We start from the raw sequence: 16,425 nt of genomic DNA on the forward strand, positions 1-16,425 counted from the left end.
GCGCCATGTGGCGCGATTCAGTGGCCCGCTTCAGGGGCTGCCGGTGTGGGGCTGTCGTCACGCAACTGCCGCGCCAGGGCCATCATTACCAACGGCACTACCGCCATCGACAAGGTGATGGCCAGCACCAGCAGGTCATGCACCTGCTGCCCCAGCACCTGATGATCCAACGCCAGCTTGAACACCACGAAGGCAAACTCGCCGCCAGACGCCAGCACCACGCCCAGGCACAGCGCCTGGGCCTGGGTGAGCCCACCTGCGGTGCGGCCCAGGCCATAAAGCAGCGGCAATTTGATCATCACCAGCAGCAGGGTCAGCCCCAGCACCATTAACGGCATGCCGAACAGCAGGCGCAGGTCGGCGCTCATTCCCACGCCAACGAAGAACAGCCCCAGCAGCAACCCCTTGATGGGCTCGATCTGGGTTTCCAGTTCGTGGCGGAAAGGCGACTCGGCCATCAGGACGCCCGCCAGAAACGCCCCCAACGCCATGGACACACCTACGTGCTCCATCACCCAGGCGGTGCCCAGCACCACCAACAGGGCGGTAGCGGTAGACAGCTCGGGCAGGCCAGAACCGACTGTCCATTTGAAGACAGGGGTCAAAAGGTAGCGGCCAAAGATGATCAGCACACCTATGCCAACCACCACCGCCAACACCGGCCAGGCGCCTTCGTCGGCGGTACTGACATCACCACCGAGCAGCGGCACCACGGCAATCAGCGGGATCGCGGCAATGTCCTGGAACAGCAGGATCGCCACGGCCAGGCGGCCGTGCGGCTTGCCCAGGTCCTTGCGCTCGGCCAGTACCTGCAGGCCAAACGCAGTTGACGACAGCGCAAGGCCCAGGCCCAGCACGATGGCAGCCGGCTTCGACTGGCCGAACAGCCAGTACGCCAGCAGGCCAAGCACTACAGCACTCAGGCCCACTTGTAGCGAGCCGACGCCAAACAGCGCCCGGCGCATGCCCCACAAACGCCGCGGCGAAAGCTCCAGGCCGATGACGAACAGCAACATCACCACACCCATCTCCGACAGGCGTGCCACGTTATCCGGGTTGTTCAGCAGGCCAAATACCGATGGCCCTATCAGGATGCCCGCCAGCAGATAGCCGGGCACCGCCCCCATTTTCAAACGCTGCGCCAGCGGTACCAGAAGCACCACGGCCAGCAGGAACACCACCGTCGCCTGCAACAGGCTGCCATCATGTGGCATAGGCTCGCACCCTCGCTGCTCCCCGCGGGGAGAGATCAGAAACGCTCTTCGACGACTTTGAACGGGTAGTTGACGGCCTTGTATTTGCCGATCTTGCCGCGCTTGGGCAATTTCACCAGCCCGTCACGGGTGATGTCCTTGTAGGGAATGCGCGTCAACAGATGGCTGATGATGTTCAGCCGGGCACGGCGCTTGTCGTTGGAATGGGCCATGAACCACGGTGCCCATGACGAGTCGGAGGCGGCGAACATTTCGTCGCGGGCCCGGGTGTATTCATCCCAGCGTGTGTAGGACTTGAGGTCCATCGGCGACAGCTTCCACAGCTTGCGGCCATCGTTGATGCGGTCCTGCAGGCGGCGGGTCTGCTCTTCGGCGCTGACCTCCAGCCAGTACTTGATGAGGATGATCCCCGACTCGACCATCATCTTTTCGAACAGCGGCACCACGGTGAGAAACTTGCTGCTCTGCTCTTCACTGCAGAAGCCCATCACTCGCTCGACACCGGCGCGGTTGTACCAGCTGCGGTCGAAGATCACTACCTCGCCCGCGGCAGGCAGGTGGCCCAGGTAGCGTTGCACATACATCTGGCTCTTTTCCCGCTCGGTTGGCGCCGGCAGCGCCACCACGCGGAATACTCGCGGGCTGACGCGCTCGGTAATGGCCTTGATGGTACCGCCCTTGCCGGCGCCATCGCGGCCCTCGAAGACAATGCACACCTTCAGGCCCTTGGCCACCACCCATTCCTGCAGCTTCACCAGCTCCACGTGCAGCTGCTTGAGCTCCTTCTCGTACGCCTTGCCGCCCAGTTTCTCCGGCTGGTCCTTGGGGTCTCTCTTCCTGGACGACTTCGACATGGCACTCTCCTGAGGGCGAATGAAGAGTCAGTATGGTCGATCCATGGCAGTTTGCCGCTTCGCTTATGGATTTCGCAGGCTTGCCTCTATCTCATTGATTCTACGAGTGCTGGTGAGTGTTCCGGGGTGGGTGTAGGAGCGGGTTTACCCGCGAATGCGTCATCAAAGCTACCGATGCATTCGCGGGTGAACCCGCCCCCACAGGGTACGGGGTGCCTTCAAGGCCGGATTACTTGGCCATCTTGTTGTAGCTGGTCATCAGGTTGCGGTAGTCCGGAATATGGTTGGAGAACAGGGTCCCCAGCCCTTCGATGTCGTTGCGCCAGTCACGGTGCAGCTCGCAGGCCACGCCGAACCAGGTCATCAGTTGCGCCCCGGCGGCCTCCATGCGCCGCCAGGCCGAGTCACGGGTCAGTTCGTTGAAGGTGCCGGAGGCATCGGTGACGACGAATACCTCGAAGCCCTCCTCCAGCGCCGACAGTGCCGGGAAGGCCACGCACACTTCGGTCACCACGCCGGCGATCAGCAGCTGCTTCTTGCCGGTAGCCTTGACGGCCTTGACGAAGTCCTCGTTGTCCCAGGCGTTGATGTTGCCAGGCCGGGCGATGTACGGGGCGTCGGGGAACTGCTCTTTCAGTTCGGGCACCAGCGGGCCGTTGGGGCCGGTCTCGAAACTGGTGGTGAGAATGGTCGGCAGCTTGAAGTACTTGGCCAGGTCCGACAGGGCCAGGACGTTGTTCTTGAAGCGGTCGGGGTCGATGTCCCTTACCAGCGAGAGCAGGCCGGTCTGGTGGTCGACCAGCAGCACGGCGGCGTTGTTCTTGTCCAGACGCTTGTATTGGAAGGCCATGACGGGTTTCCTTGCGTTAGCGGGTTGGGAATATCAGCGTAGGCAAGGATGAAAGGTGGATGGGACCGTCAGTCGGTTCGCCTGCCAAGGCCGGCGATGGGGCCGCACGGCGGCCCCTGCGATGCTTAGCCGAGTACCTTGCCAGCTACCTCATCGACCGCCACCTTGGTGATGGCGACGATCTTCTCGGCATCCTCCTGGTTCAGCACCAACGGCGGTGCGAAACCGAGAATGTCACCATGCGGCATGGCCCGGGCGATCATCCCGCGCTCAAGGCACGCTGCCGACACCTGTGGCCCGACTTTCAACGCCGGGTCGAACGCCGTACGCGCCTCGCGATCGGCCATGAACTCGATTGCGCAAAGCATGCCGTCACCCCGTACTTCACCTACCAGCGGGTGGCCTTCGAAGGTTTCGCGCATGCGCCGGTTCAGGTATGCACCCACCACTTCGGCATTCTCGGTCAGGTTCTCGCGCTCGAGAATATCCAGGTTGGCCAGCGCCGCCGCCGCGCAGATCGGGTGCCCAGAGTAGGTCCAGCCGTGGCCCATCGGGCCGGCCTTCTGCGAGCCTTCTTCGATCACGTTCCACACCTTCTCACCAACGATCACTGCCGACAGAGGCGCATAGGCGCTGGTCAGGCCCTTGGCCGTGGTGATCAGGTCCGGGCGGATGTCGTAGCGCTGGCTGCCCATCTTCGAGCCCAGGCGGCCGAAGGCGCACACCACTTCGTCGGCGATCAGCAGCACGTCGTAGCGATCGAGCACGGCCTGGATCGCCTTCCAGTAGCCCTTGGGCGGCACGATGATGCCACCGGTGCCCATCAGCGGCTCGCCAATGAACGCGGCGACCGTGTCGGGCCCTTCGGCCAGGATCAATTGCTCCAGCTCGTCGGCGCAATAGCGCACGAAGGCCTGCTCATCCATGCCGGCCGGTGCCTTGCGGTACCAGTGCGGGCAGACCGTATGCTTGACGCCTTCCACCGGCAGGTCGAAATGCTGGTGGAAGCTGGGCAGGCCGGTAAGGCTGCCGGTCATGATGCCCGAGCCGTGATAGCCGCGGTCGCGAGAGATGATCTTCTTCTTGAGTGGACGACCGAGGATGTTGTTGTAGTAGCGCACCAGCTTGACCTGGGTCTCGTTGGCATCGGACCCCGACAGGCCGTAATAGACCTTTTTCATCCCAGCCGGCGCCCAGTCGATGATGCGGCTGGAAAGCTCGATGATCGCTTCGGTCGAGTGGCCGACGTAGGTGTGGTAATACGCCAGCTCCTTGGCCTGACGATGGATCGCGTCAGCGACCTCGGTACGCCCGTAACCGATGTTCACGCAGTACAGGCCGGCGAAGGCGTCGATCAGTTCGCGGCCTTCATGGTCACGCAGGCGGATGCCCTCGGCACCGGTGATGATCCGGCCCTTGAGCGCGCCGCTGGCGTGATCATGGGCGTGGGTCGAAGGGTGCATGAAGTGGGCGCGGTCCTGTTCGAACAGCTGGCTGAAATCTTGGCTCATGGCAAACACTCCTTAGAACTGACCGTGGTGGTGCAAGCAAACGTATTTGGTTTCGACGAAGGGTTCGAAGCCCTCGCTGCCGCCTTCGCGGCCCAGGCCCGAGGCCTTCATGCCGCCGAACGGGATGGGGTGGCCGGTGAACTTGACGCCGTTGATCGCCACCATCGCGTGGTCGAGCCGGCGCACCAGCGGGTGCACGACATCGAGGCGGTTGCCGACGATGTAGGCAGCCAGGCCGTACTCGGTGTCATTGGCCATGGTGATGGCCTGCTCCAGCGTGTCGAACGGCATGACCCCGGCAATCGGCGCGAAGTTTTCTTCCTGGTAGATGCGCATCGCCGGCGTGACATCGGCGAGCACCGTCGGCTGGAAGAACCAGCCACCCAGCGCATGGCCCTCGCCACCGACCAGGCGCCGGGCGCCACGCTGCAGGGCGTCCTCGACCCGGGCCTGGGTGGCATCGAAGGCGGCCTGGTGCATCAACGGGCCGACCTCTGCCGCCGTCTCCTCGCCATCGACCATCGCCGGGCCAACCTTCAGCGCCCGCACCGCTTCGGCGAAACGCATCAGGAATGCTTCGTACAACGGCCGCTGCACCATGATCCGGTTGGCCGCGCAGCAGTCCTGGCCAGACGTCTGGAACTTGGCGGCCACGGCCACCCGCACGGCCAGCTCCAGGTCGGCATCGGCGCAGACGATGAACGGCGCGTTGCCGCCCAGCTCCAGCGCCACTTTCTTCACATCCTGAGCCGCGGCTTGCAGCACCAGCTTGCCGACACGGGTCGAGCCGGTGAAGCTGACCGCCCGCACGCGGCTGTCGCACACCAGGGTTTCCATGGCCATCTGCGGCTCGCCGATTACCACGTTGAACACCCCCGGCGGGAAGCCGGCGTCCTCTGCCAGCTGGGCCAGGGCCAGCGCCGAAAACGGTGTTTCGTGGGCCGGCTTGACCACCACCGTGCAGCCGGCCGCCAACGCCGCAGCCGCCTTGCGGGTGATCATGGCACTGGGGAAGTTCCACGGGGTGAGCAGCGCGCAGACCCCGACGGGCTCCTTCAGCGTACTCAGCTGGGCACCCGGAATATGGCTGGGGATAGTCTGCCCGTTGAGGCGCCGGGCCTCCTCGGCAAACCAGGGGATGAAGCTTGCCGCATAGGCGATTTCACCGCGTGCTTCGGCCAGCGGCTTACCCTGTTCCTCGCTGAGAATGCGCGCCAGAGCCTCCTGGTGCTCGAGCATCAATTCAGCCCAGCGCCGCAACAGCGCAGCGCGGCTGTCCAGACTCTGCTGGCGCCAGGCCGGGAAAGCCCGCTGGGCGGCATCCACCGCGGCGACGATCTGCTCGTGGTCGAGCAGCGGCACATGGCCGATGACCTGGCGGTTGGCCGGGTCATGCACGGCGATGCTGTTGCCGCTGTGGCTGTGCAGCCATTGGCCATCGACGTGGCACAGGCTGTTGAATGGGTAGTGGTGTGACATGACTGTTCTCCATACCTCGTTGTCGTGGCGCCAGGTTCAGGCCAGTACGTCGGCTATCACCGCCAGGGTGTCGCCGCACTGCACCAGGCCGGGAAAGTGCCGGGCTGCGAGCAAGCCATTGCGTCGGGCGCGGTACTCGACCGGGGCGCTGCCGGTGCGGCGGATGTCATGGATACGGGCGATCACTTCGCCCTGGCTGACCGTTTCGCCCAGGTCGCGGCACATCTCCAGCAATCCGTCGTGCTCGCTGGCGATGAAGCAATCGCCATCGGGCATGTCCAGCAGGGTTGTCTCGCCCTGCTCCACTTCGCCGGCAAGGATGCCGGCGTGAATCAGCACATTGCGCACGCCGCGCTCCGCCAGGGCCACGCTTTTCGCCGTGGAGGTGCCACCACCGCCCAGTTCGGTGGTGATGAACACCTTGCCCTGCTCTTCTGCCGCGGTGTCGTACATCGCCTGCGCATCCAGCTCGAGCATGCGCATGCTGTAGGGCGCGGCGAAGGCCTGCATGCCGGCTTCACAGCGGGCCTGCTGGGCCTTGTCGGGCAGCACATGGCATGCAGCGAACGGCAGGAAATCGAGGGTGCGACCACCGGAGTGGATGTCCAGGACGATATCGGCCAACGGCAGCAAGGTGCGCCGGAAATAATCGGCGATCTTTTCCGTCACGCTGCCATCAGGCCGGCCAGGGAAGCTGCGGTTGAGGTTGCCCCGGTCGATCGGCGAAGTACGGGTGCCCGCCTGGAACGCCGGTGTGTTCATGAACGGCACGATGATCACCCGCCCGTTTACCTGCTCGGGCTGCAGCTGCTGAGCCAGCTTGCTCAGCGCCACCGGGCCTTCGTACTCATCACCGTGATTGCCACCAGTGAGCAAGGCAGTAGGGCCACTGCCATTCCTGACCACCGTCAGCGGAATCATCACCGCCCCCCAGGCCGAGTCGTCACGCGAGTACGGCAGCTTGAGGAAGCCGTGCTGCACACCGTCCTGCTCGAAATCCAAGGTACAGGTGATCGGGTTGGCCACCGTGGCGGCGGCCTGAGCGATTGCATTCATGGGTCAGTCCTTCACGAACAGCTGGCGCGGCACGTTGCACAGGGTCTCGACCCCGGTCTCGGTGATGAGGATGCTTTCGGTGATCTCCAGGCCCCAGTCGTCCATCCACAGCCCCGGCATGAAGTGGAAGGTCATGCCCGGTTGCAGCACGCTGGTGTCGCTCGGGCGCAGGCTCATGGTGCGCTCGCCCCAATCTGGCGGGTAACTGATACCGATCGGGTAACCACAGCGGCTGTCCTTGTGTATGCCGAACTTCTCCAGCACACGGAAGAACGCCCTGGCGATGTCACCGGTGGTATTGCCTGGCCGCGCGGCATCGAGGCCGGCCGCGATACCTTCGACCACCGCCTTTTCGCCATCGAGAAAGTGTTGCGGCGGCTTGCCCAGGTACACGGTACGCGACAGCGGGCAGTGGTAGCGCTTGTAGCAGCCGGCAATCTCGAAGAACGTGCCGGCGCCGCGGGTGAACGGTGAATCGTCCCAGGTCAGGTGCGGCGCGCTGGCATCAGCGCCAGTCGGCAACAACGGCACGATGGCCGGGTAGTCGCCACCGTGGCCATCGACACCGAGGATGCCGCTGCGGTAGATCTCGGCCACCAGCTCGTTCTTGCGCATGCCGGGCTCGATGCGTTCGAGGATGCACCCGTGCATCTGTTCGACGATGCGCGCGGCGATACGCATGTATTCGATTTCCTGCGGCGACTTGACCGCCCGCTGCCAGTTGACCAGCCCGGCGGCATCGCTGAAGCGCGCCTGCGGCAAGTGCTTGCACAGCGCCTGGTAGGCCGCCGCGCTGAAGTAGTAGTTGTCCATCTCCACGCCGATGCTCAGGCCGCCCCAGCCCTTGGCCAGAATCACCTCCTGGCACAGGTAGTCCATCGGGTGGCGCTCGCGTGACTGCACATAGATATCCGGGTAGCCGACGATGTTGTCGTGCTGCATGAACACCGTGCGCCTTGCGCCATTGGCGTCCTGGCCGCGGCCAAACCAGATCGGCTCGCCATCGAGCGCCAGCAGCACGCACTGGTGCACGTAGAACGACCAGCCGTCATAGCCGGTGAGCCAGGCCATGTTCGATGGATCGGTAACCAGCAAAAGCTCCAGGCCCTGTGCCTGCATGGCAGCGCGGGTCTTGGCCAGGCGCTGGGCGTACTCCTGCCGGCTGAACGGCAGGTTGACCACTGTCTGTGACATACGGATGCCCTTCTTGTGAGTGGGTTGTGAAAACTGTCAGCTGTGAAACGCCAGGCCTTTGTTGGCGGCGATTGCGCGTTCGAAGGCAAGGTTGGCGATGGCGGTGTCCTGGGCCCCGGTGCCGGTCAGGTCGCACAGGGTGACCTCTTCGGCCTGCACACGGCCCGGGTGCAGGCCGGCGATGATCTGGCCCAGCTCGGAATGAACGGCCTGTTCGCTGACCACGCCAGCGCGCAAGGCGTGGTGCAGTTCGCCCAGCACGCGGGTCTGGCTCAGGCGGTCGGCCACATAACGGTCGAGCCGGGCCAGGGCCATGGGCGCGATCTCGTTCTTGTGCTCGGCATCCGAGCCCATGGCAGTGATGTGCAGCCCCGGTTGCAGGTGATGCGGCTGGATCAGCGGCTCGCGGCTGGGGGTGCAGGTGATGGCGATATCGACCGCCTGCATGGCCTGGTCGACACTGTCGCAGGCCTGTACCTGCAGTTGCCCATCGCGCCCCAGGTCATCACATAACGCTGCGGTTCTCTGCGCATCGCGCCCCCACACCTTGACCTGCTCGATCGGCCGCACCAGGCGCAGTGCCTGCAGCTGCAGGCGTGCCTGTTCGCCACTGCCGATCAAGGCCACGCTGCGGCTGTCCTGCCGCGACAGCCAGCGGGCAGCCACCGCACCGGCTGCAGCGGTGCGCACGGCGGTGAGGTAGCCATTGTCGAGGAGCAAGGCATCGAGCAGGCCAGTGCGGGCCGACAGCAGCATCATCATGCCGTTGAGGCTGGGCAGGCCAAGCTTGGGGTTGTCGAAAAAGCCTGGGCTGACCTTGATCGCGAAACGCTCCAGACCAGGAAGGTAGGCGGTTTTCACGTCCACCTCGCCGTTGTGCTCGGGCACATCCAGGCGCAGGATCGGCGGCATCGCCACATTGGCCGTGGCAAGCAGGGCAAAGGCCTGCTCGATGGCATCGATCGCGTCGCGGTCGAGGGTAATGCAGCTACGCAGGTCGGCTTCGCTGAGCAAGGTGATGGCCGGCATTCGAATACCTCCAGTGAAGGAACGTGAATTTCAGGCGTCGCCGCCATTGATGACGCGCTGATGCTGTGCGCTGTCGACGTTGCGCCCGCTGACCACCACCACCACCGGGCCGCGGGCCGTCACCAAGCCGTCGAGCAGCGCGGCGATGCCGACTGCACCGGCACCTTCGAGTACCAACCGTTCGTGCTGGTAGGCGTGGCGCATGCCATTGGCGATCGACGCTTCCGGCAGCAGGTGGAGTTGGTCGAGCAGACGCTGGGTCATGTTCAGGGTGTGCTGGTTGCCCAGGCCGATGCCGCCGCCGAGCGAGTCAGCGAGTGTCGGCAGCTCCTCAACCTCGACCGGCCTGCCGGCCTGCAGGCTGGCGTACATCGCCGCGCCGCGCTGCATGCTGATGCCATGGGTGGTGATCGCCGGCTTGATGCTTTTCATGGCCAACGCCACACCTGCGAACAGGCCACCACCGGAGAGCGGAATCAGCACCTGCTCCACCTCGGGCAACTGCTCGATGATTTCCAGGCCCAACGTGCCCTGGCCGGCGATGACCTGAGGGTGATCGAAAGGTGGGATCAGGGTTGCGCCCTGTTGATCGGCATGTTGTTGCGCGGCCTGCTGGGCATCGTCCTGGGAGTGGCCGACGATGCACACTTCGGCGCCCAGATCGCGGATGGCCTGGACTTTGTTGGCTGGCACCAGTTGCGAAAGAAACACGGTTGCCTTCACGCCCAGTTGCGCAGCAGCGTGGGCCACCGCCCGGCCGTGATTGCCGGTGGAGGCCGTAACCACGCCGCAAGCGCGTTGTTCAGCGCTGAGTGCGGCGATGGCATTGCTGGCCCCGCGCAGCTTGAAGCTGCCGGTAGTCTGCAGGGCCTCGAGCTTCAGGTAGACCGGCGTGCCCAGGCGCCGTGACAGGCTGGGGGAAAGTTCCAGCGGCGTGCTGCGCACCAGGCCGTGGATACGCTGGCGGGCGAGGTAGAGATCGTGAAGCGAGAGCGCTGACATGACCGGGACCCAACAAGTGAGCTGATGTTGGGCGGAGTGTATGAGGCGAAAATTGTCGTGCTGAATGTACTAGGGCAATTTGCCGGGGAATTTGTTTTTGCCTGTACCGGCCTCTTCGCGGGTAAACCCGCTCCCACAGGTTCCGTGCGGGGTTCAGGAAATGCGCGATTCCTGTGGGAGCGGGTTTACCCGCGAAGAGGCCGGTACAGGCCGCTCAAAGCTCGTGGATCTGCGGATACTGCCCGAACAACTCCCGCATATCGCCAAAGGCCTGGCGCAACTTTGCCTCGGAACACTCGGCGCCCACGCACAAGCGCACGGCCCGTGGCCGCGGTGTACCGCGCACCAGGAACGGCTCCGGCGGCGTCACCGCAATCTGCCGGCGGCGCAAGGCACGCACCAGGCTGTCCACTTCCCAGCGCTCGGGAATGTTCAGCCAGGCACCCAAGGCATGGGCGTGCTGACCACGCACATACTCCCCCAGGTACTCACGCAACAACGCCTGACGCTCGCCCAGCAAGGTGCGCTGCAGCGCCACCAGTTGCGCCGCGCGCCCGTCGTTGATCCAGCGCGATGCAATCTCCGCCACCAGGGGCGTGGCCATCCAGCTGTTGACCCGCAAGATGCTCTCGGTGCGCAGCGCCAGCCGCTTGGGCATGGCCAGATAGCCCACGCGCAGGCCGGTAAGCACCGATTTGGTCATGCTGGTGCAGTAGAACGACAGCTCCGGCGCATAGGAACTGAGCGGCCTGGCATGGCTGCCACCCAGTAGCGGGCCGTAAACGTCATCTTCGATGATATGCACGCCAAAGCGCCGGGCAATTTCGGCAATCTCCTGGCGCCGGCTGTCGGGCATCAGGCTGACGGTCGGGTTGTTGAGGTTGGGTGTGCACACCAGCGCGGTCACCCGCTCGTTGCTGCAGATGTCCTCGAAATGTTCCGGGTTGATGCCCTCGCGGTCCATCTCCAGGCCCTTGAGGGTGAAACCGAGCACCTGTGAATTGCCGATCACGCCATGGTCGGTCAACCCCTCGCACAGCACCACATCATCCGGCCCGGCCAGCGAGGCCAGGGCCAGGAAGATGGCGTGGGCGGCGCCGTTGGTTACCAGCACATCGTCACGCTCGACCTGCATGCCCAGGCCGGCAAGCCAGCGCACCGCGGCCTCGCGGTGGCTCTCGAAACCGGCGATGGGCCGGTAGGCATGGATCCACGGCTGCTCCTCTTCCACGGCCAGCTCGGCGCAAGTGTCGCGCCAGATGCGCTCATGCACCTGGGTGTGCAGGATGCGGGTGATGGAGAAGTCGACCAGGGTACGCTCGGGCAGGTCGATGATGTCATCCGACACACGGTCGCTCATGCGCCGGCTGACGAAACTGCCACGGCCGATCTCGCAACGTACCAGGCCTTGGCGCTCGAGTTCCTTGTAGGCATTGGTCACGGTCTGCACGCTGATGCCCAGGGCATCGGCTACCTGTCGCTGCGGTGGCAGGCGCTGGTCATGTACCAATACGCCGCGCTCGATCTCGCCGGTGACGGCCTGGACCAGGATCTTGTATTTGGACTCGCCGATGCGGGCCGCGTCCAGGGCTGCCTTCCAACTGTTCATCATGAGGTTCGCTTCGCTTGCCGGGGCCAGGGTCACAGCATCCCCCGTACAAGTGCTTCGGGCAATTGTCCTAGTGCAATGCCATCGCCGTTTCAGCTTTTGTATGCTCGCCCCAAGGTCGAACTCCCGCTGCCTGGCAGCCTCGAACAAAAGACCGACCTGCTATCGCTGTTTTGCTCCACTGCCTCCTAACACAGAGCCGTCGACGACGGTTTTTATAACAAACAGGAGCTTCATTGATGAGCCAGCCTTTCAACGTTCCACGCCCCTTCCAGCGCCTGCTGATGGCCTGTGCCGCCGTCGGTGTGCTCGCCAGCGCCCAGGCCGCCAGCCTGGACGAGATCAAGGAAACCAGCCGCATCCGCATCGGCTACGCCAACGAAACCCCGTTCGCCTTCACCGAAACCGATGGCCGTGTAACCGGTGAGTCGCCGGAAATCGCCAAGATCATCTTCGAGAAAATGGGCATCAAGCAGGTCGATGGCGTGCTCACCGAGTGGGGTTCGTTGATCCCGGGCTTGCGCGCCGGGCGCTTCGATGTGATTGCAGCAGGCATGTACATCACCCCCGCACGCTGCAAGCAGGTGATCTTCACCGACCCGCAGTACGCCCTGCCCGACACCCTGCTGGTGGCACAGGGCAATCCGAAGAACCTGCACAGCTACGCCGACATCGCCAGGAGCCCGGACGTGAAGCTGGCGATCATGGCCGGCACGGTCAACCTCGCCTATGCCCGCGACTCCGGCATCACCGATGCGCAGATCCTTCAGGTGCCGGACACCACCGCCCAGTTGCAGGCCGTGCGTGCCGGCCGCGCCGATGCTGCCGTGGGCACCCAGCTGACCATGAAGGGCCTGGCGAAAAAGGGTGGCGACAAGGTCGAGGCGATCAGCGACTTCACGGATGACCCGGCCCACACCGGCTACGGTGCCCTGGCCTTCCGCCCCGAGGACAAAGCCCTGCGCGACGCGGTCAACGCCGAGATGAAGAAGTGGCTGGGCAGCGAGGAGCATCTGAAGACCGTCGCGCCGTTCGGCTTCGACCGCAGCAACGTGACTGACAAGACCGCCGCCGAGCTCTGTGCCCAGCAGTGAATCGAGGTGGCATGGCGCTTGCCGTGCCATTCCCTGTGTAATCCGATTATTCAGGTCGAACCATGGGTGAATTGATACCGTTGTTACTGCAAGGCGCCTGGATCACCATCCAGGTGACCTTCTTCGGCTCGCTGCTGGCCATCGTCGCCGCGATCCTCGCCGCCCTCGGCCGGCGTTCGTCATGGCGGCCATTGAGCTGGCTGTGCGTGGCCTACATCGAGCTGTTCCGTGGCACCTCGCTGCTGGTGCAGTTGTTCTGGCTGTTCTTCGTATTGCCGCTGCCACCGTTCAACGTCGAACTCAGCGCCTACACCGTGGCCATCGTCGGCCTCGGGCTGCACATCGGTGCCTACGGTGCCGAAGTGATGCGCGGGGCGATCAGCTCGGTGGCCAAGGGGCAGTACGAAGCCTGCACCGCGCTGAACATGCCCGCCACCACCCGCTTCCGGCGGATCATCCTGCCGCAGGCATTGCTGGCGGCCATCGCACCTGGCACCAACCTGCTGATCGAACTGCTGAAGAACACCTCGCTGGTGTCGCTGATCACCCTGTCGGACCTTAGCTTCCGCGCCCGTCAGCTGGACCAGGCGACCTTCCAGACCCTGGAAATCTTCAGCCTCACCCTGCTGCTCTACTTCGTCCTGGCGCAGGTCATCAACTTCCTCATGCGTCGGGTCGAACGGCGCCTGAGCCGTGGTCGCCTGCGGGGGAGCCTGTCATGAATTTCTGGGACTGGAACTACGTCGCGCAAATCCTCCCCGACTTGCTGCAGGCGTCGCTGAAAACCCTGGGCATCACCTTGGTTGGCTTCCTGATCGCAGTGGTGCTGGGCCTGTTCCTGGCCATTGCCCGACGCAGCCGCCAGGCCTGGCTGTCGTGGCCGGTGGCATTGCTGATCGAGTTCATCCGCAGTACGCCGCTGCTGATCCAAGTGTATTTCCTCTACTACGTGCTGCCCAACTACGGGGTGAACATGACGGCCATGCAGGCCGGCATCATCGGTATCGGCGTGCACTACGCCTGTTACCTGGCCGAGGTTTACCGCGGCGGCCTCGACTCGGTGGCGCGCAGCCAGTGGGAAGCGGTGGTCGCCCTCAACTTCGCGCCGTGGACCGCCTACCGGGCAGTCATCCTGCCCCAGGCGATTCGCCCGATCCTGCCGCCGTTGGGCAACTACCTGATCGCCATGCTCAAGGACACCCCGGTGCTGTCGGCCATCACCGTGGTGGAAATCATGCAGCAGGCCAAGAACGTCGGCTCCGAAAGCTTCCGCTACCTCGAGCCGATCACCCTGGTCGGTCTGTTCTTCCTGGCCTTGAGCGTCGCTCTGGCCTACCTCGTTCGGCGCCTTGAAGTGCGCCTGGAGCTCCGCTGATGATCGCCCCTGTGACCCACTTCGCCACTGCCACCGCCACCCAGCCGCTGGACACCCACATGCCCACACCGGCCATTGCCCAACCGATCGTCAGCTTCAAGGACGTGACCAAACGCTACGGCAGCTTCACCGTGCTCGACGGCCTCAACCTCGATGTCGCCCCCGGCGAAAAGGTGGCGATCATCGGCCCCAGCGGCTCGGGCAAATCGACGTTGCTGCGGGTACTGATGACGCTTGAAGGCATTGACCAGGGCATGATCGAAGTCGATGGCGAATCGCTCACCCACATGCCCGGGCGCAACGGCCAGCAGCTCATCGCCAACGAGCGCCATGTACGCAAAGTGCGCGCGAAGATCGGCATGGTGTTCCAGAGTTTCAACCTGTTCCCGCACATGAGTGCCTTGCAGAACGTGATCGAAGCCCCGGTCCAGGTACTGGGCGTGAAGCCCTCCGAGGCGCGCGAACGGGCTGCGGAGCTGCTGGAGATGGTTGGCCTGGGCAACAAGTTCGAGCATTACCCGTCGCAATTGTCCGGTGGCCAGCAACAACGCGTGGCGATTGCCCGGGCGCTGGCGATGCGACCCAAGGTGATGCTGTTCGACGAAGTGACCTCGGCGCTGGACCCGGAACTGTGTGGCGAGGTGCTGAACGTGATCCGCCGGTTGGGCAGCGAACACAACCTGACCATGCTGATGGTGACGCATCAGATGGGCTTTGCCAGGGAGTTCGCGGATCGGGTGTGCTTCTTCTACAAGGGGCAGATCCACGAACAGGGGACGCCGGCGCAGATCTTCGAAAACCCGCAACAGGAGCGGACCCGGGCGTTCCTCAGTGCAGTGCGGGAGGCGAACTGACCGGCGATCGTCGCGTCAGTACTCGCGCCGCTTGCGAAACGCCCAGCGCCCCACCAGCACGGTGAAGGTCGCCACCAGGGCCACCAGCACCCAGAAACCATGGGGGTTTTCCGCCAGCGGCACACCCCCGACATTCATGCCGAAGAAACCGGCGATGATGTTGATGGGCAGCGCCAGCACGGTCACCACGGTCAGGGTGAACAGGGTGCGGTTGGTCTGTTCGTTGAGCTTGGCGGCGATTTCTTCCTGCAACAGCTTGATCCGCTCACCGAGGGCGGTGAGGTCGCTGATCACCAGGGTGAACTCTTCTGTGGCCGCGCGCAGCTGGCGTATGTCCTGTTCCTGCAGCCAGTCGGGCGGCCGGTTGAGCAGGCGCAGCAGCGCCCCCGGCTCCAGCGCCAGCAGGCGCTGCAAGCGCACCAGCACCCGGCGCATGCTGCCCAGTTCGGCGCGGTTGTCGCTCAGGCGCTGGGACAGCAACTGGTCTTCGATGCGGTCGACGCTGGTGGTGGTTTCACGCACGATCTGGGTCAGCACATCGCCCTGGTCGCGCAACAGATGGACCAGCAACTCGATGGACGAATGAAAGCGCTCGCCATGCTTGACCGACGAGCGCAGCTTGTCGACCGAATGCAGCGGCTGCAACCGCGCGCTTACCAGCAACTGGCTGCTGGCGCAGGCCCACAGCGTGGAGATGTCCGAGGACACCAGGCCGAAGTTGAACACCACATCGTTGACCACCGCCAGCAGTGCCGAGTCGGCGTGTTCGATACGGGTCGAGCGCGAACCTTCGCGCAGGGTTTCGAAGAAGGCTTCGGGCAACTGCAGGTGGGTGCGCAACCAGCGTTCGCAGGCAGCGTGGGCCAGGTTCAGGTGCACCCAGAGAAACTCGCCAGGTTCCAGCGGCTGGCCGAGCGTGCGCAACAACTGCGCCGAATCGATTTCGCGCCCCGGCTGGCCAGGGCGGAAGGCGAAGGCGTAGAGCAGGCCGAACAGGTCGTGGTCCTGTGGCAGATGCAGCGCGGGATGGCCCATTCGAACTCGCAATGAGGCACGGGGAGATGGCAGAAAGGTTGCTGAATATTCGTTGCAGTCAGATGACAGCTGGATAGCTGAAAGCCCTTTGGGCTGCGCTGTCGCGTAGAGAGCCGAATTCGCAAGCGGTCCGCATACCCTGTGGGAGCGGCTTTAGCCGCGAAGAATCCAACGCGGTGCATGGCACCGGCTGCGCCGGTGTTCGCGGCTAAAGTGAACTGGCCTAATGATCCCGGACACCTCTTAAGGGCGATATGATTCGCCCAATC

General features: G+C 64.2%; 15 protein-coding genes. 4 read left to right on the top strand and 11 right to left on the bottom strand.

The window, feature by feature from the left end:
- Positions 1 to 17: 17 nt before the first annotated feature.
- The 10 genes from MJ643_RS22215 to MJ643_RS22260 form a co-directional block, all read right to left on the bottom strand.
- On the bottom strand, positions 18 to 1,214 hold the full coding sequence (locus tag MJ643_RS22215; RefSeq protein ID WP_013970854.1) for a monovalent cation:proton antiporter-2 (CPA2) family protein: 1,197 nt from the start codon (positions 1,212 to 1,214) through the stop codon (positions 18 to 20).
- Positions 1,215 to 1,249: 35 nt separating this feature from the next.
- Positions 1,250 to 2,068 carry a polyphosphate kinase 2 gene (gene ppk2, locus MJ643_RS22220; protein WP_003256373.1) on the bottom strand — a complete coding sequence of 273 codons (819 nt, stop codon included), beginning with the start codon at positions 2,066 to 2,068 and terminating at the stop codon, positions 1,250 to 1,252.
- 229 nt (positions 2,069 to 2,297) lie between these two features.
- On the bottom strand, positions 2,298 to 2,918 hold the full coding sequence (gene ycaC / locus MJ643_RS22225) for an isochorismate family cysteine hydrolase YcaC (RefSeq protein WP_013970853.1): 621 nt from the start codon (positions 2,916 to 2,918) through the stop codon (positions 2,298 to 2,300).
- Positions 2,919 to 3,043: 125 nt separating this feature from the next.
- Complete coding sequence (locus MJ643_RS22230) at positions 3,044 to 4,429, bottom strand: aspartate aminotransferase family protein (protein ID WP_024086251.1); 1,386 nt, start codon at positions 4,427 to 4,429, stop codon at positions 3,044 to 3,046.
- 12 nt (positions 4,430 to 4,441) lie between these two features.
- On the bottom strand, positions 4,442 to 5,908 hold the full coding sequence (locus MJ643_RS22235; RefSeq protein ID WP_013970851.1) for an NAD-dependent succinate-semialdehyde dehydrogenase: 1,467 nt from the start codon (positions 5,906 to 5,908) through the stop codon (positions 4,442 to 4,444).
- 36 nt (positions 5,909 to 5,944) lie between these two features.
- Positions 5,945 to 6,964 carry a N(2)-acetyl-L-2,4-diaminobutanoate deacetylase DoeB gene (gene doeB / locus MJ643_RS22240; protein ID WP_013970850.1) on the bottom strand — a complete coding sequence of 340 codons (1,020 nt, stop codon included), beginning with the start codon at positions 6,962 to 6,964 and terminating at the stop codon, positions 5,945 to 5,947.
- A 3-nt stretch (positions 6,965 to 6,967) separates the two neighbouring features.
- Complete coding sequence (gene doeA, locus MJ643_RS22245; RefSeq protein ID WP_013970849.1) at positions 6,968 to 8,158, bottom strand: ectoine hydrolase DoeA; 1,191 nt, start codon at positions 8,156 to 8,158, stop codon at positions 6,968 to 6,970.
- A gap of 36 nt (positions 8,159 to 8,194) precedes the next feature.
- Positions 8,195 to 9,187: an ectoine utilization protein EutC gene (eutC, locus tag MJ643_RS22250; RefSeq protein WP_013970848.1), complete on the bottom strand. Its 993-nt coding sequence runs from the start codon at positions 9,185 to 9,187 to the stop codon at positions 8,195 to 8,197.
- 30 nt (positions 9,188 to 9,217) lie between these two features.
- On the bottom strand, positions 9,218 to 10,189 hold the full coding sequence (gene eutB / locus MJ643_RS22255) for a hydroxyectoine utilization dehydratase EutB (RefSeq protein ID WP_013970847.1): 972 nt from the start codon (positions 10,187 to 10,189) through the stop codon (positions 9,218 to 9,220).
- Positions 10,190 to 10,403: 214 nt separating this feature from the next.
- Positions 10,404 to 11,798 carry a PLP-dependent aminotransferase family protein gene (locus MJ643_RS22260; RefSeq protein WP_031324447.1) on the bottom strand — a complete coding sequence of 465 codons (1,395 nt, stop codon included), beginning with the start codon at positions 11,796 to 11,798 and terminating at the stop codon, positions 10,404 to 10,406.
- Between the two features lie 239 nt (positions 11,799 to 12,037).
- Here MJ643_RS22260 and ehuB point away from each other — a divergent pair, with 239 nt between their 5' ends.
- From ehuB to ehuA, 4 genes are all read left to right on the top strand, one after another.
- On the top strand, positions 12,038 to 12,892 hold the full coding sequence (ehuB, locus tag MJ643_RS22265; protein ID WP_013970845.1) for an ectoine/hydroxyectoine ABC transporter substrate-binding protein EhuB: 855 nt from the start codon (positions 12,038 to 12,040) through the stop codon (positions 12,890 to 12,892).
- 62 nt (positions 12,893 to 12,954) lie between these two features.
- Positions 12,955 to 13,614 carry an ectoine/hydroxyectoine ABC transporter permease subunit EhuC gene (ehuC, locus tag MJ643_RS22270; RefSeq protein ID WP_013970844.1) on the top strand — a complete coding sequence of 220 codons (660 nt, stop codon included), beginning with the start codon at positions 12,955 to 12,957 and terminating at the stop codon, positions 13,612 to 13,614.
- Positions 13,611 to 14,267 carry an ectoine/hydroxyectoine ABC transporter permease subunit EhuD gene (gene ehuD, locus MJ643_RS22275; protein WP_003256382.1) on the top strand — a complete coding sequence of 219 codons (657 nt, stop codon included), beginning with the start codon at positions 13,611 to 13,613 and terminating at the stop codon, positions 14,265 to 14,267. Before ehuC ends, ehuD begins: the two co-directional genes overlap by 4 nt.
- 59 nt (positions 14,268 to 14,326) lie before the next feature.
- Positions 14,327 to 15,121: an ectoine/hydroxyectoine ABC transporter ATP-binding protein EhuA gene (gene ehuA / locus MJ643_RS22280; RefSeq protein WP_164842880.1), complete on the top strand. Its 795-nt coding sequence runs from the start codon at positions 14,327 to 14,329 to the stop codon at positions 15,119 to 15,121.
- A 15-nt stretch (positions 15,122 to 15,136) separates the two neighbouring features.
- Here the strand turns inward: ehuA and MJ643_RS22285 are convergent, their stop codons facing one another.
- Positions 15,137 to 16,156, bottom strand: coding sequence for a transporter (locus MJ643_RS22285; protein WP_024086247.1), 1,020 nt, complete (start codon positions 16,154 to 16,156; stop codon positions 15,137 to 15,139).
- Positions 16,157 to 16,425: the final 269 nt, after the last annotated feature.

Source organism: Pseudomonas sp. PNPG3 (assembly GCF_023093815.1).
In the GTDB taxonomy this organism is placed as follows: domain Bacteria; phylum Pseudomonadota; class Gammaproteobacteria; order Pseudomonadales; family Pseudomonadaceae; genus Aquipseudomonas; species Aquipseudomonas asiatica.